General features: G+C 72.9%; 12 protein-coding genes and 1 pseudogene. 8 read left to right on the top strand and 5 right to left on the bottom strand.

The window, feature by feature from the left end:
• Positions 1-175: 175 nt before the first annotated feature.
• The 8 genes and pseudogenes from ACTWQO_RS32095 to ACTWQO_RS32060 all read left to right on the top strand — a co-directional run bounded on the left by ACTWQO_RS32095 (position 176) and on the right by ACTWQO_RS32060 (position 13,897).
• Positions 176-1,555 carry an SLC13 family permease gene (locus ACTWQO_RS32095; RefSeq protein WP_443240880.1) on the top strand — a complete coding sequence of 460 codons (1,380 nt, stop codon included), beginning with the start codon at positions 176-178 and terminating at the stop codon, positions 1,553-1,555.
• A gap of 73 nt (positions 1,556-1,628) precedes the next feature.
• A pseudogene (locus tag ACTWQO_RS32090) lies at positions 1,629-3,067 on the top strand (acyl-CoA synthetase).
• Positions 3,060-4,421, top strand: a complete 1,362-nt coding sequence (locus ACTWQO_RS32085) for a carboxyl transferase domain-containing protein (RefSeq protein WP_443240879.1) — start codon at positions 3,060-3,062, stop codon at positions 4,419-4,421. The pseudogene ACTWQO_RS32090 and the gene ACTWQO_RS32085 overlap by 8 nt, the downstream one beginning before the upstream one ends.
• 89 nt (positions 4,422-4,510) lie before the next feature.
• A complete protein-coding gene (locus ACTWQO_RS32080; protein ID WP_443240897.1) occupies positions 4,511-4,861 on the top strand; it encodes a CU044_2847 family protein in 351 nt (116 codons plus the stop codon).
• The gene (locus ACTWQO_RS32075) at positions 4,858-6,522 is read left to right on the top strand and encodes a VMAP-C domain-containing protein (protein ID WP_443240878.1); all 1,665 of its coding nucleotides are present in this window, start codon (positions 4,858-4,860) and stop codon (positions 6,520-6,522) included. Before ACTWQO_RS32080 ends, ACTWQO_RS32075 begins: the two co-directional genes overlap by 4 nt.
• Before the next feature lie 65 nt (positions 6,523-6,587).
• On the top strand, positions 6,588-7,595 hold the full coding sequence (locus ACTWQO_RS32070) for an AAA family ATPase (RefSeq protein ID WP_443240877.1): 1,008 nt from the start codon (positions 6,588-6,590) through the stop codon (positions 7,593-7,595).
• Positions 7,585-12,477, top strand: coding sequence for an SAV_2336 N-terminal domain-related protein (locus tag ACTWQO_RS32065; RefSeq protein WP_443240876.1), 4,893 nt, complete (start codon positions 7,585-7,587; stop codon positions 12,475-12,477). The genes ACTWQO_RS32070 and ACTWQO_RS32065 overlap by 11 nt, the downstream gene beginning before the upstream one ends.
• A 379-nt stretch (positions 12,478-12,856) precedes the next feature.
• Entirely contained in the window at positions 12,857-13,897 is a 1,041-nt protein-coding gene (locus ACTWQO_RS32060) for a rod shape-determining protein (RefSeq protein WP_443240875.1), read from the top strand.
• A 100-nt stretch (positions 13,898-13,997) separates the two neighbouring features.
• Here the strand turns inward: ACTWQO_RS32060 and ACTWQO_RS32055 are convergent, their stop codons facing one another.
• From ACTWQO_RS32055 to ACTWQO_RS32035, 5 genes are all read right to left on the bottom strand, one after another.
• Positions 13,998-15,311, bottom strand: coding sequence for a hypothetical protein (locus ACTWQO_RS32055; RefSeq protein ID WP_443240874.1), 1,314 nt, complete (start codon positions 15,309-15,311; stop codon positions 13,998-14,000).
• Positions 15,312-15,463: 152 nt separating this feature from the next.
• Complete coding sequence (locus ACTWQO_RS32050) at positions 15,464-16,702, bottom strand: sensor histidine kinase (protein ID WP_443240873.1); 1,239 nt, start codon at positions 16,700-16,702, stop codon at positions 15,464-15,466.
• Positions 16,692-17,369, bottom strand: a complete 678-nt coding sequence (locus tag ACTWQO_RS32045) for a response regulator transcription factor (protein WP_443240872.1) — start codon at positions 17,367-17,369, stop codon at positions 16,692-16,694. Before ACTWQO_RS32045 ends, ACTWQO_RS32050 begins: the two co-directional genes overlap by 11 nt.
• 16 nt (positions 17,370-17,385) lie before the next feature.
• Positions 17,386-17,823: an SRPBCC family protein gene (locus tag ACTWQO_RS32040; RefSeq protein ID WP_443240871.1), complete on the bottom strand. Its 438-nt coding sequence runs from the start codon at positions 17,821-17,823 to the stop codon at positions 17,386-17,388.
• A complete protein-coding gene (locus ACTWQO_RS32035; protein WP_301979890.1) occupies positions 17,820-18,143 on the bottom strand; it encodes an ArsR/SmtB family transcription factor in 324 nt (107 codons plus the stop codon). The genes ACTWQO_RS32040 and ACTWQO_RS32035 overlap by 4 nt, the downstream gene beginning before the upstream one ends.
• Positions 18,144-18,217 lie beyond the last annotated feature (74 nt).

Below are 18,217 nucleotides of genomic sequence, written 5' to 3'. Positions count from 1 at the left end.
CGAGTGGTTCATTGGTGCAGTGGCTGAGCCAATTCTTGCGCGACCCCTTGACGCGTCGGACAGACGGGCCCACGCTAACCAGCCAGTCGGGCGAAGTGGTTCAGCCACTTGTCCACTCACCCTTCGCGATCGGTCCGTCCACTCACCGCTCCGGGACCCAAAGGCGGGAGCCCGTATGTCCTCCGAACTCATCTCGATCCTCGTCCTCGTCGTGGTGTTCGTCATCGCCACCACGCGCTCCATCAACATGGGCGCGCTCGCCTTCGCCGCCGCCTTCGCGGTGGGCGAGCTCGTCGCCGACCTCGACGCGGACGGCATCTTCGCCGGCTTCCCCGGGGACCTGTTCGTCGTCCTCGTCGGCGTCACGTATCTGTTCGCGATCGCGCGGGCCAACGGCACCACCGACTGGCTGGTGCACGCGGCCATCCAGCTCGTGCGCGGGCGAATCGCGCTGATCCCGTGGGTGATGTTCGCGATCACCGGGGCGCTCACGGCGATCGGCGCGGTCAGTCCGGCCGCGGTCGCGATCGTCGCGCCCATCGCGCTGAGCTTCGCCTCCCGTTACGGGATCAGCCCGCTGCTGATGGGCGCGATGGTGGTGCACGGCGCCCAGGCCGGCGGGTTCTCGCCGATCAGCATCTACGGTTCGATCGTCAACGGGATCGTGGAGCGCGAGAAGCTCCCCGGCAACGAACTCGCCCTCTTCCTCGCCTCACTCCTCGTCAACCTGGTCATCGCGGGCGTGGTGTTCGTCCTCTTCGGCGGGCTGAAGCTGTGGACCCAGGGCGCGGTGGAGACCGGGACAGGGACGGGAACGGGAACGGAAGCTGGTGACTCCGGCGGCAGCGGCGGTACGGGGAAGCAGCGCCCGGAGCCGAACGGCACCGGCACCTCCCCCACCCCCACGGCCACAGTCACCACCACCGACACCCGCCCCGACACACCCCCCGACATCCGCCTCACCCCCGCCCGTATCACCACCCTCGTCGCCCTGGTCGCCCTCGTCGTCGCCGTGCTCGCCTTCGACCTCGACGCCGGGCTCACCGCGATCACGCTCGCCGTGGTCCTCAGCGCCGCCTGGCCGGAGGACAGCAAGAAGGCGGTCGGGCAGATCGCGTGGCCGACGGTGCTGGTGATCTGCGGTGTGCTCACGTACGTCGGTGTGCTGGAGGAGATGGGCACGATCACGTGGGCGGGCGAGGGCGTCAGCGACATCGGCGTGCCGCTGCTGTCCGCCGTGCTGCTGTGCTACATCGGCGCGCTCGTCTCGGCGTTCGCGTCGTCCGTGGGGATCATGGGCGCGCTGATTCCGCTGGCGGTGCCGTTCCTCGCGGAGGGGGATGTGGGCGCGGTCGGCATGGTGGCGGCGTTCGCGGTGTCGGCGACGGTGGTGGACGTCAGCCCGTTCTCGACGAACGGCGCGCTGGTCCTGGCCGCCGCGCCGGACGTCGACCGCGAGCGATTCTTTAGGCAGCTGATGGTGTACGGAGGGATCGTGGTGGCGGCGGTACCCGCGGTGGTGTGGCTGGTGCTGGTGGTGCCCGGCTGGGGGTAGGCCTCACCGGCCTGCGCCGCCGCAAGGTGACCGTTGCAGCGTGACAACAGGTTCGAGTTAAGGAGTACGACGCGTGTCCTCTCTCTTTCCCGCCCTGACCGAGGGCCCGACCGACCGGCCCGCCCTGCGGTTCGGCGACCGCTCCCTGACCTACGGGCAGCTCGCCGCCGCGGCCGGCGCGACGGCCGGGAGAATCCGGGGCGCGGGGCGGGTGGCCGTCTGGGCGACCCCGGCACTGGAGACGGCCGTCGCCGTGGTGGCGGCGCTGGAGGCCGGGGTGGCCGTCGTACCGCTGAACCCGAAGTCGGGCGAGAAGGAGCTGGGGCACATCCTGGCCGACAGCGCCCCGTCGGCAGTACCGGCACCGAACTCCCCTCCCCCCTGAGCGACTTGCCGCGCGTCGACGTAGACCCGCAGGCAACCGGCGCCTCCGCCGAAGCCCCCGCGTCCCCCGAGGACGCCGCCCTCGTCGTCTACACCAGCGGCACCACCGGCCCGCCCAAGGGCGCCGTCCTCCCGCGCCGCGCGATCGCCACCACCCTCGACGCGCTCGCCGACGCCTGGCAGTGGACCGGCGACGACGTCCTCGTCCACGGCCTCCCCCTGTTCCATGTGCACGGTCTCGTCCTGGGCGTCCTCGGCCCGCTGCGGCGCGGTGGGTCCGTACGCCACCTCGGCCGTTTCACCACCGAGGGAGTGACACGCGAGCTGAACGACGGTGCGACCATGCTGTTCGGCGTGCCGACGATGTACCACCGCATCGCCCAAGCCCTGCCCGAGGACCCGGAGTTGGCGAAGGCTCTCGCCCATGCCCGGCTGCTCGTCTCCGGGTCGGCCGCGCTGCCCGTGCACGACCACGAGCGGATCGCGGCGGCGACCGGGCGGCGGGTGATCGAGCGGTACGGCATGACGGAGACGCTGATGAACACCAGCGTGCGGGCCGACGGGGAGCCGCGGGCGGGGACGGTGGGCGTACCGCTGCCGGGCGTGGAGCTGCGGCTCGTCGAGGAGGACGGGGCGGCGATCACGTCGTACGACGGCGAGACCGTGGGGGAGATCCAGGTGCGCGGGCCGAACCTGTTCACCGAGTACCTCAACCGGCCGGACGCGACGGCCGCCGCGTTCACCGCCGACGGCTGGTTCCGGACCGGCGACATGGCGGTGCGGGACCCCGACGGCTATGTCCGGATCGTCGGCCGCAAGGCCACCGACCTGATCAAGAGCGGGGGGTACAAGATCGGGGCGGGTGAGATCGAGAACGCGCTGCTGGAGCACCCGGGTGTGCGGGAGGCCGCGGTCACCGGTGAGCCCGACGCAGACCTTGGTGAGCGGATCGTCGCCTGGATCGTCCCTGCGGACCCCCAATCCCCGCCCGCCGACGACGAGTTGGCCGATCATGTGGCCCGTCGCCTCGCCCCGCACAAGCGACCGCGCGTCGTCCGCCACCTCGACGCCCTGCCCCGCAACGACATGGGGAAGATCATGAAGCGGGCGCTGAGCACCGATGGCTGACCGCCTCACCGCCCGCGAGACGATCGCCCTCGTCGCCGACGACTTCTCCGAACTCCCTCCCCCGCCGGGGCAGTCCGCCGCGGACGGCCCTCTCGGCTGGCAGGGTTACGACGCCTCGCGCGCCCGCGCCGCCGAACGCACCGGCGAGCAGGAGTCCGTCGTCTGCGGCACGGCACACATCGAGGGCACGCGCGCACTGCTGATCGTCTTCGAATTCGGCTTCCTGGGCGGCTCGTTGGGCGAACGGACCGGCGACCGCATAGAGGCCGCCTACGCTCACGCCCGCGCCCACCGTCTCCCCGTCGTCCCGCTCGTCGCCACCGGCGGCAGCCGCATGCAGGAGGGCATGCTCGCGCTCACCCAACTCCAGCGCGTGGCCCGGCAGTCCGCCCTCACCCGCGAGGCGGGTCTGCCCCAGGTCGCCGTGCTCCGCGACCCGACGACCGGCGGCGGCTGGGCCACGCTCGGCGCGGGTGCGGATGTCGTCCTCGCCATGCCCGGCGCCCAGGTCGGCTTCGCGGGCTCCCGGGTGCGGCCCCCGGACGCGGACCCTGCCGCGTACACGGCGGAAGCGCAGGTGGCGGCAGGTGCGGCGGACGCGGTCGTACGGCCGGAGGAACTGCGGGAGACGCTGGGACTGTGGCTGAGGCTTCTGATGGGATCGTCGGCACAGGAGGCGCCGGTCCCCCGGGCGCTGGGCGCCGCGGCGGAGCCCCCCGCAGCCGGAGCCGGTGGCACCCCGAACCTCCCGCCAACGGGCTGGGCCGCCGTCCAGCGCGCCCGCTCGCCTCAACGCCCGCGTGCGGAGGCCTACTTGGACGCCTACTTCACCCACCGCGCCGCCCTCAGCGGCGACCGCTGCGGCGGCACCGACGGGGGGATGCTCTGCGGGTTCGGCGAGCATGACGGTCGTACGGTCGCGTACGCGGCGCAGACCGGGACGGCGACCCGGCCCGCCGGTTACCGTACGGCCGCCCGTCTGATCCGGCTGGCCGACCGGCTCGGCATCCCCGTGCTGACGCTGGTGGACACCCCGGGTGCGGCCAATGACGCCGAGGCGGAGCGGCAGGGGGTGGGCGCGGCGATCGCGGACGTGTTCGCCGCGGTGGCCGCCGCCCGTACGCCGATCACCACGCTCCTCATCGGCGAGGGCGGCTCGGGCGGCGCGCTGGCGCTGGCCGCGCCCGGCAACACCTGGGCCACACCGGACAGTTACTTCTCGGTGATCGCACCGGAGCTGGCGGCGGCGATCCTGAAGCGGCCGGCGGGGGAGGTCGAGGCGACGGCGGATCAGCTTCGTATCCGGCCGCAGGATCTGGTGGAGCTGGGGGTGATCCGGGGCGTGGCCGACTGACTCCCGGCGGAACCCGGTGACATCGCCAAGCACCGTCCGTAACAATGGAGTTCGTACAGGTCACATACATCACGGGGGCAGGCGGCGCCATGGACGGGTTGATGGAGTTCCAGACCGAGGGCGGCGCCATGGTGGTCGTGGAGGGTGTCGAGGACGAGTCGGGTGCCCGGCTGGTCTCGCGCGGCGACGGGCCGGCGCGGGCGGCGCGCACGTTCGAGGGCGCGCTGGACGGGGTCCGGGCGGCGGCCGAGTCGGCGCTGCGGGTCTTCCGGGACGGCTCGCTGCGGCCGGAGTCGGTGGAGCTGGAGTTCGGGGTGAAGCTGACCGCCGAGTCCGGAGCGGTCATCGCCAAGGGGTCGGCGGAGGGCCATTTGGTGGTGAAGCTCAGCTGGTCCCCGGGACAGACCCCGGCGGCACCGGAGGCCACCGGCCGGTCATGAGCAGCGCTGCCTGGCACGCCCGGATCTCCTGCGGGAACGAGGTCGGCGCGGGCTTCCTGATCTCCCCCCGCCGTGTCCTCACCTGCGCCCACGTCGTGCGCCAGAGCGGCACGTCGGCAGTGACGGTGACCTTCCCCAGCAGCCGGGGCCTCGATCCGCTGCCCGCCACCGTGACCGCCCACGGCGGCTGGTCGGGCGGCGCGGCCGACCCCGGTGATCTGGCCGTCCTCGAACTGGACCGCGAAGTCCCGCTGGCGCCCGCCGAGTTCGCACCGCCGGGCGCCGAACTGGGCGACCCCGCGCCGACGCTCGTCGCCTACGGCTTCCCGAAGGGGTACGACGAGGGCATGCTCGCCCGGTACCAGGCCGTGCCCGGCGCACTGGTGTCGGACGAGTGGCGTCAGCTGGAGGCCGTGACGGCCCACGGGCAGCCCCTGGCGGCCGGCTTCAGCGGCGCGGCGGTGACCCTCCCGGACGGCAGGGTCGTCGGCATGGTGGCGTCGGTCGCGGGTGCGCGGGACATCCGGGTCGGGCGGATGCTGCCCACCCAGGTCATGGCCCGATACTGGCCCGAGCTGGGCGAGCGGGTCCCCACTCCCGACCATCACCCCGATGCCGTACGGCGGTTGTACACGCTGGTGCGAAGGGCGGTGGCGCACGACGTGGACTGCGATCCGAACCGGCTGTACGTCGATGCCGTGGGCCCGTTCGGGCCGCAGTTGCCGGAGGGCGGGTTCGCCTCGCTGGGGGCGGCTGCCGGGTATGTGCAGTGGGAGGTGCCAGGCGCGGAGGCGGTGGGCCGGTTCGCCGACCGGCTGCAGGAGCTGCTGGACGCGCCGCCCGCCCGGCCCGCCGCCGCGCACGCATGGTCGCCGATCTTGGTCGAGATCGAGCACAGCGGTGCCGGCGTCGACCAGGTCACCGTCGAGGTGTCCGCCTACCGCGACGGGCACCGGCGGCGCATCGGGTCGCGCAGGCTGCCGCGCACCGCCGTACGGGCGTACGTCCAGGAGCGCATCGACGAGGCGTTCACCCAGCTCGCTCCGGACGCGGACGAGCTGATCACGTTCGTGCTGCCCCGCGAGTGGCTGAACGAGCCGGTGGCGCACTGGGAGTGCGGTGCGGACGACTCCACCCCGCTGGGCTGTGCCTATCCGCTGGTCGTGGTGGACCGGTCCCGGCACCGCAGCGGGCGGCTGCGGCACCGGCTGGCCAAGCGATGGCAGCAGCTGGACGCCTGTCCCGGTGCGCGGCTGCACCGCGTGGAGTGCGGTGCCCCGGAGCGGCCGCCGAGCCTGCGCAAGCGGCTGCGCGACCACTCCGCCGACCTGGCAGGCTTCGCCTTCCCGCCGTCCACCGCACAGCCGCACTTCGATGTGGGCCTCAACACCCCGGTGCCGGTGCTGCTGTGGTCGCGCACGGGCTGTGCCGACCTGCGGCACGACGGTCCCTGTTCCGGGGCCGCGTTCCTCGACGAACTCGCCGCCTCCGTCGCCGGTGTCCCGCCCGTCGAACTCCCGCGTCACGTCATGGAGTTGAGGGAGGCGGCAGACGCGGACGACGATCCGGAGAGCCACTGGGCGAAGGACGTCCAGCTGCTCTGGGACGACCCGCGCTGCTTCCCCGAGCCCGCCACCTCCCTGCACTCACCCGTCGCCTGAGCCGCCCGCCGACCACCCCACGACACGAACCACCACGACACGAACCACCCACGGAGAGAAGATCCATGCCCCTGTGGCCCGTCTACACCGGCACGACCGAGCCGCACGACGGCATCGACCGGCTGCCGCCGCCCCCACCCTGGCGGGCCTTCGACGGCGGCCCGGTGCTCGACGCCCCGGACGGGGCCGCCGACGCGTCGGCCGTCTCCCCGGACCGCACCCATCGCGCCGCGACGTACCGGGCCACCCCGCAGACGGTCCAACTGGTCAACGCGGCCCTGTACTTGCGGCGCCCGCTGCTGGTGACCGGCCCGCCCGGCACCGGCAAGTCCTCCCTGGTGTACGCGGTCGCGCGCGAGCTGGGCCTCGGTCCGGTCCTGCGCTGGAACATCACCAGCCGCAGCACCCTGCACGACGGCCTCTACCAGTACGACCCGCTGTCCCGCCTGTACGCGGCCCGGCACACCCCGGCGGCGGAGACCGGCGGCGCGGGCGGCATCGAGGACCATCTCCGGCTGGGCCCGCTCGGCACCGCCCTCCTCCCCTACGCCCGGCCGCGCGCCCTGCTCATCGACGAGATCGACAAGAGCGACCTGGACCTGCCCAACGACCTGCTGAACGTGCTGGAGGAGGGCCAGTACGAGATCCCCGAACTGATCCGGGGCGCCCGCACGGCCGAGGTGATGATCGACGGCGCCGACCAGCGGGTGCCGGTGCGGCGCGGCCGGGTGCGCTGCCGGGCCTTCCCCTTCGTCGTCCTCACCAGCAACGGCGAGCGCGAGTTCCCGCCCGCGTTCCTGCGCCGCTGTGTGACATTGCACCTGCGGCAGCCCGACGACAGCCACCTCGCCGACATCGTCCGCGCCCACTTCGACGAGGAGCCCGACGCCTACGCACAGACCCTCATCGACCGCTTCCTGTCCCGGGTGGGCGGCGGCGACCTCGCCACCGACCAGCTGCTGAACGCCATCTACCTGGCCCGCTCCTCCGACCTGGCCGCCGAGTCCCTCGACGAGCTGGCCGAGCAGCTGATGCCGTATCTGAGCGAGGCACCGCAGACCGATGCCTTCTGAGCGCCCCGGACCGCGCACGCCGCTGCTCCGCCTCGCCGACATGCTGGCCGAGGCGTCCGGCGGCCCGCACCCGACCCCGCTCGAACTGGCCGAACTGCTATGGCTGGCACGCCATATGGAGCCCCGGGCCGAACCCCCGGTCGCTCCGGCCGCGCGGGCCCCCGCCGATGTCGTACGCCCTCCTGAAGCCGCGACGGAGACACCGCCGTCATCTTCAGCCGGGCAACAGAACATCGGCGAGCCGTCCCCGCCACCGCCCTCCCCTCGCGCCCCGCTGCACCTACCCGCGCCGGTCACCGAACCCCAGACGACGGCCGAACCTCACACCACCCTCCTCGCCCCCGCGCCCCCGATGCTGCGCCACCCCCTGGCCCTGCAACGCTCCCTACGCCCGCTCAAGCGCCGTACCGACGCCCCCGACCGGCTCGAACTGGACGAGCGGGCCACGGCCGACCGCATCGCCCGCCTCGGGGCGGCCCCCGAGTGGTGGCTGCCGGTGCTGCGGCCCGCGCGGGAGCGCTGGCTGCGGCTGAACCTGGTGTACGACACGGGCCCGACCATGCCGGTCTGGCGCCCCCTGATCCGCGAACTGCACACCGCGCTCGTCCAGTCCGGGATCTTCCGCACGGTCACCCTGCACCGCGCCCACCCGGACGGCACCGTGCGCTCCCTCCCCGTCCCCGGCGACGGCCGAACGGTCACCCTCCTGGTCAGCGACTGCATGGGCCCGCAGTGGCGGCAGGGCCCGGCCGGCACCCGCTGGTTCGGCACGCTGGCCCGCTGGGCGCGCCGGATGCCGCTGGCCGTCGTACAGCCCCTCCCGGAACACCTGTGGCGGGACACGGCTCTGCCGTCGACGCCGGGCCGCCTGTCGGCACCGCATCCGGCGGCACCGGCGGCCTCGCTCGCGTTCACGCCGTACGACGACGCCCTCGACGAGCCGCACGGCACCGTCCCGCTGCCCGTGCTGGAGCCGGGGCCGCGCTGGCTGGCGAACTGGGCGGCGCTGGTCGCGGCGCCGGGAGGGCAGGAATTTCCCGGTTCCGCGGCCCGGCTGGGCGGACCGCTGCCGGCTGCCTCCGACAACCGTACGGACATCACCGGCCTGTCCGCCGAGGACCTGGTCCTCCGCTTCCGCGCGACGGCCTCGCCGGAGGCCTTCCGGCTGGCCGGCCATCTCGCCCTCGGCCGCCCGGACCTGCCGGTCATGCGCCTCGTCCAGGCCGCCGTCGAGCCCCGCCCCCGCCCCCAGCATCTCGCCGAGGTGATCCTCAGCGGCATGCTCACCGCGGTCCCCGGCCCGGCCGGGTCGTATGCCTTCCGGCCCGGCGTGGGCGACCTGCTGCTGCGCAGCCTGCCGCGCACCGCGCGGGGGCGTACGGCCGAACTCCTCACCCGGGTGGGCGGGTTGATCGAAGAGCGGGCGGGAGTGGCGCCGGGTGAGTTCCGGGCGACCACACCGGCGGCGAGCGGTACGCCGACCGTCGTGGACGGGGAGGCGTTCGCGACGGTCACCACGGAGAGCGTGCGGCAGCTGACCGGCGGGGGTGCCGGGGCGTCGGGGTCCGTGCCGCCGGTTCTCGCGGGCCGCTACCGGATGCTGGGCCGGTTCAGACAGGGCGGCACGCTGTGGCAGGCCCAGGACACAGAAGCGGACCGGAGCGTCGTGATCCGGTGGCAACGGCCGATCACCGACCCCGACCGGCGGGAGGCCTTCCTGCGGGACGCACGGATCCTCCAGGGCATCAAGCACCCGGGGGTGGTGACCGTCCACGACTTCGGCATCGAGGACGACACCCCTTACGTCGTGATGGAGCATCTGGACGGCATCCCACTCAACACGATGGCCGCGCCGGGTGGTTACCGACTTCCGCCCCCGCTGCTGGTATCGATCGGAACGCAGCTCGCGCGTGCCCTGCTGACCTGCCACCGGTCCGGCATCACCCACGGTGGGCTCGAAATGGGGCGGGTCGTCCTCCTGCCCGACGGCACGGTCAAGCTCAGCCTCTTCACGCCGGGCCGGACCTCCGGCCCTCAGGGGCGCGCGGAGGATCTGCGGGCCCTGGCCGAGTTGGTGCTCGAACTGGCGGCGGGGACCGCGTGGCTGGCGCGGCCGGTGCGGCCGGACCAACTGGCGCATCTGCCGAGCAGCTTGCGTCCGCAGTTCGGGGAGGCGATCGGCCTGCTGCTGTCCCAGGTCCTGAACACTCAGATGGTGGGCCTGGAACAGCTCATCTCCCCGGACCTTTTGCCGGCGGCCACGGAGGACTACGAACAGCGGTTCCACTACGTCCTGGGTCCACTGCACGTGGAAGGCCCGAACGGCGACATCCCCTTCCCCCCCGACCTCCGGCCCATGCTCGCCATGCTGCTGCTCCGACACGGCCGCAAGGTGACCCACGACGAGCTGGCCGCCGGCGTGTGGAGCCCGGGCGAGGCGCCGCGGGACACCGTGGCCGAGCTGCGCCGGCAGGCGTCCGAGCTGCGCGCCCTGCTGGGTCCCGGCACCCTCGCCGTCCAGCCCGACGGTTATGCCCTGCACACGAGCGCCGACTTCGTCGACCTGATCGAGTGCGAACGGCTCGTGGCCCGCACGCCCCGCGACCGCGCGGACTACGAACGGGCCCTGAAGCTCTGGCGCAGCGGCGAACCCCTCGCCGGCGTCCCCGGCCCCGCCGCGCACACCGCCCGCGTCCAGCTCCAGCAGCTCCGCCTCGGCCTCTACCGCTCCCGCGCCGAACTCGACCTGGAGCGCGGTGAGTTCGAGCGCGCCGAGACCGACCTCGCCGAGCTGCTCCGCGCCCATCCCGCCCGTGAGGACTTCCGCCGCCTGTACATCACCGCGCTCCGCCGCCAGGGCCGTACCGAGGAGGCTCTGGAGGCGTACGAGGAGTACGAGGTGTCCGGCGGCCAGAATCCGGAACTGCGGACCCTGGGGCACGAACTGCGCGTCGAGCTGGAGAGGTTCGACGACCCTCCGGAGGGCGGGTACGAGGAGCCCGCCGCCGACAGCACCGTCACCGACTACCTGCTCGGTTACGCCACGGCGGCCGAGGAGCAGCCGTCGGAGGAGCCACTCCCCCAGGAGGACGTGCCGGTCGACCCGCGCGACGAGCTCCCGCCGGAGGCCTTCGACAACGGGGACGACGAGCCGGACGTCGATCCGCGCGACTGCGCCGGCTTCGAGTTCGTGGACGGTCCGGCTACCGACGAGGCGCTGGACGACCTCCGCCGGCTGGTCACGCTCCTGCTCACAGCGAGTGGTCTCGACGCTCACCAGTACCAACTGCTCGAACTCCGCACGGGCTTCACCGTGCTGATGGCGCCATACCTGGACGGGGGCCCCCTCTTCCGGGCGACCGCGGCCGGGCTGCCGGAGCTGCTGGAGCGCCTGGACGGCCGCCGCCTCCGGGTGGAGTTCTGGCAGACCTGGTTCCGGCCGGACAGCAGCGGGGAGGACAGCCACCGGCCTGGCTCCGAGGCGGTGATGGCCGCACTGAACGCGTCCGGTGCGCAGGCCGTCCTCGCCTTCTCGGACTTCTGGCACGAAGTCGAGGTCGACGAGAATCCCGAGGCGGACCCGGGGCAGTTCGAGGCGTTGGGCGACGGGACGGGGTGGTGTCGAGCGGTCCGGCCCGACGAGCCGCGCGAAGCGCCTGGGGCAGACGTCGTGATCCATCTCTCCGGCGCGGCCCAAGTGATCACGGCGACGGCCCCCGCGGTGCGCGGCCCCTTCCCCATGCCGGCCGACGGGGGACTCGTACCTGCGGAGAGGGCGGCGCCCGAGGTCGTCGTCCTGTCCCTCCCCGGCGGCGAACTCGTCCCCTTGGACTCGTCTTTGGCCCGCGTCGCACCCGCACACGTCCGTGCGACATGGAGCTACTTCACGGTCGACCTGACGGAGCGCGGCCTCGCGCCGGATGCCGTGTCCGGCGTCGGGGTGAGATGGTCCGTCAAGGACCCGGTGAAGGCCGCGAGCAGCCCCGGTCTCGACTTGCCCGGCCTGCTGACCGAGGCGCTGCTCGGCGCGCGGGGCCTGTACGGCGACGGACTGCGCGAGGCGCTGGCCCGGACGAAGGTGCCCGGCTATGTCATCCACTGGTTCCTGCCCGCCGAGTCCCAGAGCGCCACGCTCGGTACCCGGCCCGACCGGTCCCGTCCCGCCAAGGCCTCCTCGGCCCTCATCGCCGCCGCCGACGCGGTCATTCTGGCCTTCGACGAGGTACTGGCCCGTCTGTTCCCGACAGGCGCCGAGCGGGAGGTGTTGCGGGACGTGGCGCGGCTCATCGCGGAGGAACGTGATCCCGAGGACGCGCTGAGCGGGCAGCCGCTGCTGCCGGGCGGCGGGCCGGTCCCGCCGCTGGAGGGGCACGCCAACTCCCTCGATCTGCTCAGGGCGTTCGCCGGGCACGGCCTGGCGCAGGAGGTGCGGCGCAGGATCGACTGGCACGAGGCGCGGTTTGCGCCGACCGCGCGGCCCACCCCGCTGGCCGACCAGTTGGTGGACGCTCTGCGCGCGGGGAACGTCCCGCTGGCCGTGGCGACCGACCGCTCGACCGGGCCGGTCATGAGCCACCTGGTACGACGGGACCTGACCCGGCACTTGACGGGCGGCGTCCACGGCCGCGGCACCGACCTCGCTCTGCTCATGCCGCATCCGCACGTCCTCCAGCAGGCCCTCGACCGGCTCGGCGTGCCCGCCGCCCGCTGTGTACTGATCGGCTCCAGCGTCGCCGAGCAGGCCGCCGCCCGCGCCATCGGCCTGCCGTTCATCGGCTTCAGTGCGGACGAGCAGGCCCGGCGGCGACTGCGCGGGACGAACGCCGAGACACCACTGGTCACGAGCCTGCGCCCGCTCGTGACCGCCGCGCGATACCGCTGAGCGCCGCGGGAAGTGCCGCGATGGGCCGTCGTTCGTCTGCGCGGCTCATCGTGGCTGGTCGCGCGGCGGAGCCGCACATCTATACAGCCCCGCGCCCCTTTGGGGCGCTGCCGAACCGCACCGGACTTCACCGAACCCGCTGAGCCGACAGGGCAGGGATCCGATACCGCTGAGCGCACAGGACAGGGCAGCGACGCGCCGCGCGAAGATCAAGGATCACCCGTCCAGTCGCACCCCACCCGGCCCCCCACAACAGGCGCGCCCCGTCCCGGCCCCCGCACGATGCGAGGGAGAGGCCCGCCGCCCGGCGGCCCGCGAATCGAGGCCGGCCGACGCGTCCGGCGGCCCGCCACGCTCTGCACACTCGGGAGGATCTGCCGTGACCGACAGTCTGAACCAGTTGCGCCGTTGCCATTTCGCCGTTGACCTGGGGGCGGCACGAACCCGGGTCTATCTGAAGGGGGCCGGGCTCGTCGTCGACCAACCGTCGGCGGCGGCCGTGAACACCAGGACCGGTGCGCTGATCGCGGTCGGGGAGGCCGCGGAGCGGATGACGGGCCGTACGCCGCCGTACATCCGGGTCGTCAGGCCCGTATCGGGTGGCAGTGTCGTCGACATCGAGATGGCGCAGCGGATGCTGCGGCATCTGCTCGGCGACAAGATCCGCCGCTCGCTGCGCCGCAAGCCGTTCCTGCGGGCCGCCGCCTGCACACCGCACGACGCGGACCCGCTGGCCCAGCGGGCGACGATCGAGACGCTCGTCGGGCTGGGTGCGCGCCGGGTCGAGCTGGTGGACACGCTGATCGCCGCCGCCGTCGGCTGCGGGCTGCCCGTCGAGCAGCCGGAGGCCACGATGGTGCTGGTGTGCGGGGCCGCCGCCACGCAGATCGCCGTGCTGTCGCTGGGCGCGATCGTGACCGCCGAGCGTATCTCCGTGGGCGGCGAGGCCGTCGACCGCGCGATCGTGCAGCACCTGCGGCACCAGCACGAACTGATGCTGCCGAGCCAGTCCGTACGACCCCTGCAGCTCGCCCTCTCCGGCAACGGGCTCACGCCCCACGGGCCCGCCTCCACCGAGATCCACGGCCGGGACGTCGCCACCGGTCTCGCCCGTTCCGTACATGTCGACACGGCCGCCGTACGCGACGTCATCCAGACCCCGCTCACAGCCGTCCTCGACGGCATCGGCAAGGTGCTGCGGGACTGCCCGCCCGACCTGGTGGCCGACCTGTCCGACCGGGGGGTCATGATGGTCGGCGGGAGCGCCCTGATTCCCGGACTCGACCAGATGGTGCGGCAGGCGACCGGCATGCCGGTGCGCATCGCGGAACGGCCCGACGTGTGTGCCGTACAGGGTCTCGGCTGCATGCTGGAGGGCGAGATCGAGCCGATCGCACTCGACACGAGCACGACGGCCTGACGACGACCGTGCCCGGGGACTCCCTCCCGGCACTCCTCGAAGCCGTCCTCAGCGTCGGCACCGACCTCGGGCGGTGACGTCGCAGGCGCCCCTCTGACCCTCAGCTCAACTCGGCGATGGTCTCGGTCAGTTGCGGCACCAGTTGCTCCACCTCCGCTAGGTCCTTCCGGTCGGCCGCCGCCCTGACCTCCTTCACGTCGGCCGTCAGAGCGGTCGTGTCGCCCTCCAGCCGCTGCCGGACGAGTTCGAGGCTCGTGACGTCCCCGGCCACGGCGCCCGTGTCCCCGGCCGCCGCGTCGATGCCCAACTGCCGTGCCCACAGGGCGAGTCGGTCAAGATCGACGGTCCGTACGGGCTCGTAACGCAGCCGCAGGTCGGTCATGTTCTGTGCGATCCGCAGCGGCTCCGCGCGGTCCGCCGGTGCCTTGGCCAGTGCGTCCACGTCCCGTTCCATCTGCCGTCCCAGCAGCTCCGGTACGACGTCGGAGGCACGGTAGGCCTCCCACGCGTCGCGCACTTCGGCGACCGCGGCCGGGGTCGGGTTCTCGTGGGCCGCAGCGACAACCCGGTCCAGCGCGGCCAGCTTCGTCGGCACCGAGCCGCCCTTCGCGTCGGTCGGCACCGCGAGCGACACCGCCTCCAGCTCACCGTCCGGGGTCCCGGTGGAGAACTCCCCGTACCCCGGCGTGAAAACCTTCTCCTCGGTCGAGCCGTCCATGTGCAGCTCGCGCACGGTGATCGCGCCCGCCACCTTGCCGTACGGCCCGTCGACGGTCTGATCGACGGCCTTGACCGTGACCTCCTCGAAGACGACGCCGGGGAGGTTCTCGGGACGGTAGACATCGCCCTTTTCCGGATCGGCGGGCATGATCATCGCGCCCGGTGCCTTGTCCTTGCCCGCCTGCCAGGTCCCTTCCGTATCGGCGACGACTCCGTTCTCGTAGTTGAAGACGTCCTCGCCGAGGTACCAGACGGCGCCGTCGTCGGCCTGTGCGTACCAGTCGAGGGCGACCTCGTGGATACGGCCGTCGGAGAAGGCCGCGTACTGCGAGATCAGGGCGTTGACGGTGCGGTCGCCCCAGGTGATGGTCTTGGTGCCGGGCAACGGGGTGACCTCGGTGCGGAAGGGCTTGCCGTCCACCTGGCCGCCGTAGATCGTCTGGTCGAGCGTGCCGGTGGGGTGCAGGGGGTTGGTGACGTTCGTCGGGTCGGTGAAGGTGGGTGACACGCGGTCGACGCGGGCGCTTTCGGGGGCCAGCGGCAGACAGTCCTCGCCGGTCCGGCCCTCCGCGTCGACGACGCGGACGCAGTCGCTCTCGCTTCCCTGTGCCTGCGAACCGGCGGACGAACAGGCTCCGGCCAGCAGTACGGCGGCTCCCACGACGGGCAGCAGGGTCTTGCGGTGCACACGCATGACGGCCTCCTCGGCTCTCGCCCCGAGCGTCCCGCGCGACCGCTGAACAGGCCCTGAACAACCCTGAACCGGCAGTCAGAAAGCGGCTCTTGACCAGAAGGCGCCTCTCGCTCAGAAGGCGGCTCTTGCTCAGGAAGCGGCTCTCGAAAGGCTCACTCCCCCGCCGACGGCAACGTCACCGTGAACCGCGCCCGGTCCTCCCCTTCCCCTTCCCCCGCCTCCACTGTCCCCCGGTGCGCCGCCGCCACCTCGGCGACGATCGCCAGCCCGAGCCCCGCGCCGCCCGCCTCCCGAGAACGGGACTCGTCCAGCCGTACGAAACGCTCGAAGACGCGCCTGCGGTCGGCGGCCGGAATGCCCGGACCGTCGTCCTGGACGACCAGCCGTACGCGGCCGTCGCCGCTGTCGGCCAGCGAGAACGCCACCCGGGTACGGGCGTACCGGGCCGCGTTCTCGCCGAGGTTGCGCACCAGGCGCCGTAGCGCGTCGGGGTCTCCGGTGACGCGGGCCGCGCTCACCGCCGTGCTGTCGATGCGCAGGCCGGTGACCGTGCGCAGCCGTCGTACCTCCTCGAGGACGAGGTCGTCGAGGTCGACGGGGTGCCGGGCGAGGCTCAGCGCGCTTTCGTCGGCGCGGGCGAGCAGCAGCAGGTCGTCGACGAGGCGCTGCATACGGACGGACTCGTCGCGGACCGTCCCGGCGAGCGCTTCGATGTGCGTGCGGTCGGGGTGGGCGAGGGCGACCTCGGCGTGCTGGCGCACGGTGGCGACGGGTGAGCGCAGTTCGTGCGAGGCGTCGGAGACGAAGCGGCGCTGGGCGGCTTCGGCGCGGGCCACCCGGCGCAGGGCCCGGCCGACGGCGAACCAGGTCGCGGCGGCGGCGAGTAGGAGCAGGACGGGCAGGCCGATGAGCAGCAGCCAGGTGACGGTGTCGGTCGCGTCGGAGACTCCGGAGGCGTCCCTGCCGTCGAGGACGACCAGTTCCCGGTCCCCGTCCCGGGCGCCGACCGCTACTACCAGGAAGGGGTCGTCGTCGAGCGGGGTGTCGACGGACGTGCTCTCGCCGGGGCTCAGATCGGCCAGCGCCCGCAGTCCCTCGACGTTTCCGCTGGCCGCGACGACCGTGCCGTCCTCCTCGACGACCTGGAGGAACTCCTCGTCGGCGCTGGTCACCGTGGGCGCGGGCACCCCGCGTCCGGCCTCGATGACCCGGGCCACATCGCTCGCGCGTGCCCGGGCGGCGTCCCGTACGTCGCCGGTGAGCTCGGTGCGCAGCCCGACGACGAGCCCGACCCCGGCGGCGACCAGCGCGACGGCAACCGCGAGCACGGCGACGACCGTGGCCCGGACCCGTACCGCCCGCAACCGCCGCGCATGCTGGTCAGCCGTCATCGGGCACCAGCCGATACCCGTGCCCCCGCAGGGTCAGCAGCGACCGGCGTCCGAAGGGCCGGTCGAGCTTGTTGCGCAGCCGCCGTACATACACCTCGACGATGTTCGGGTCCCCCTCGAAGTCGTCTCCCCAGACGTGGTCGAGGATGGTCCGCTTGGTCACCGCCTCACCGGACCGCCGCAGCAGGAACTCCAGCACCGCGAACTCCCGCGCGGTGACCTCGATGTCCTGCCCCGCCCGGCTGACCGTCCGGGCCGCCGGATCGAGCCGCAGATCCCCGGCCGCCAGCACGGCGGGCCGCTCCCGCGCCTCCCGCCGCAGCAGTGCCCGCAGCCGCGCGAGGAGTACGGCGTAGGAGACGGGCTTGGTCAGGTAGTCGTCGGCGCCGGTGTCGAGGCCCTCGACCTCGTCCCACTCGCCCTCCTTGGCGGTGAGCATGAGGATCGGCGTCCAGTCGCCCTCGCCGCGCAGCGCCCGGCAGACCCGGTAGCCGTTGAGCTTCGGCAGCATGATGTCGAGGACGATCGCGTCGTACATGTTCTCGCGGGCCATCCACAGTCCGTCGACGCCGTCGAGCGCGACGTCCACGGCGAAGCCCTCGGCCTCCAGCCCGTCCTTCAGCCCGGCGGCGAACCGCTCCTCGTCCTCGATGACCAGTACGCGCATACCGGGCTCACCCCGCTCACATCCAGGGGTCGGCCCCCGGGTCGCCGCCCACAGCCACGGTCGCCAGACGGTCCATGTAGTGCGCCCAGCCCTGCTCGTGCGCGGCGGAGGCCTCCGGGGAGGGCAGGCCGCGGTGAGTCAGGCGGAGGAGGGTGCCGTCGGGGACGGGTTCGAGGGTGATCTCGATCGTGGTCGAGCCGGGCGGGACGGGCATGTCGCCCTCCGCCCAGCCCCAGGTGAAGACGAGGCGCTTGGGCGGGTCGATCTCGATGAAGCGGCCCTCGGCGATGTTCTCGCCGTTGACGTTCGTGCGGTAGGCGCCGCCGGGCTCGAAGATGAACTCGCCGGAACGGCCCATCCAGGACAGCCACTTGTCCCGGTCGGTGAAGAAGGAGAACACCGTCTCGGGGCGGGCGGCGATGTGCCGCTCGACGGTGACCGCGCCTGCGTTCACGAGGTGGCTCCCTTTGATTGCGCGTCCCGCTCGGCGGCCTCCGCCAGCTCGGCCAGGGTGTCGAGCTTGGCGGCCCACATGGACTGGAGGTAGTCGGCGAGCGGGCCCATGTTCTCCCGGTCGGCCCGGTAGAAGCGTTTCTTGCCGTCCTGGCGCAGCGTAACCAGGCCGGAGTCCCTGAGCACCTTGAGGTGCTGGGAGACCGCCCCGAAGGTGACGTCGAACCGCTCGGCGATCTCGCCCGCGGACAGCTCGGCGTCCCAGACGAGCCGCAGAATCTCACGCCGTCTGGGCTCGGCGACTGCCCGTACCGCATCCATGGGTTTCATTTTAGCCGCGGCTACAGTTTGCGCTTCGCGGGGATTTCATTTTAGTCTCGACTAAAGCATGAGTC

This window comes from Streptomyces sp. 4N124, assembly GCF_052245395.1.
Lineage (GTDB): Bacteria > Actinomycetota > Actinomycetes > Streptomycetales > Streptomycetaceae > Streptomyces.
The sequence above is the reverse complement of the archived record's forward strand: the minus strand, read 5'-3'. Positions and strand labels throughout refer to the sequence as shown.

Excerpts from the sequence above, each read along its gene's own strand:
- ACTWQO_RS32045 (WP_443240872.1), bottom strand. The coding sequence starts at position 17,369 with ATGCGCGTACTGGTCATCGAGGACGAGGAGCGGTTCGCCGCCGGGCTG.
- ACTWQO_RS32085 (WP_443240879.1), top strand. The coding sequence starts at position 3,060 with ATGGCTGACCGCCTCACCGCCCGCGAGACGATCGCCCTCGTCGCCGAC.
- ACTWQO_RS32065 (WP_443240876.1), top strand. The coding sequence starts at position 7,585 with ATGCCTTCTGAGCGCCCCGGACCGCGCACGCCGCTGCTCCGCCTCGCC.
- ACTWQO_RS32035 (WP_301979890.1), bottom strand. The coding sequence starts at position 18,143 with ATGGATGCGGTACGGGCAGTCGCCGAGCCCAGACGGCGTGAGATTCTG.
- ACTWQO_RS32080 (WP_443240897.1), top strand. The coding sequence starts at position 4,511 with ATGGACGGGTTGATGGAGTTCCAGACCGAGGGCGGCGCCATGGTGGTC.
- ACTWQO_RS32095 (WP_443240880.1), top strand. The coding sequence starts at position 176 with ATGTCCTCCGAACTCATCTCGATCCTCGTCCTCGTCGTGGTGTTCGTC.
- ACTWQO_RS32050 (WP_443240873.1), bottom strand. The coding sequence starts at position 16,702 with ATGACGGCTGACCAGCATGCGCGGCGGTTGCGGGCGGTACGGGTCCGG.
- ACTWQO_RS32070 (WP_443240877.1), top strand. The coding sequence starts at position 6,588 with ATGCCCCTGTGGCCCGTCTACACCGGCACGACCGAGCCGCACGACGGC.
- ACTWQO_RS32075 (WP_443240878.1), top strand. The coding sequence starts at position 4,858 with ATGAGCAGCGCTGCCTGGCACGCCCGGATCTCCTGCGGGAACGAGGTC.
- ACTWQO_RS32055 (WP_443240874.1), bottom strand. The coding sequence starts at position 15,311 with ATGCGTGTGCACCGCAAGACCCTGCTGCCCGTCGTGGGAGCCGCCGTA.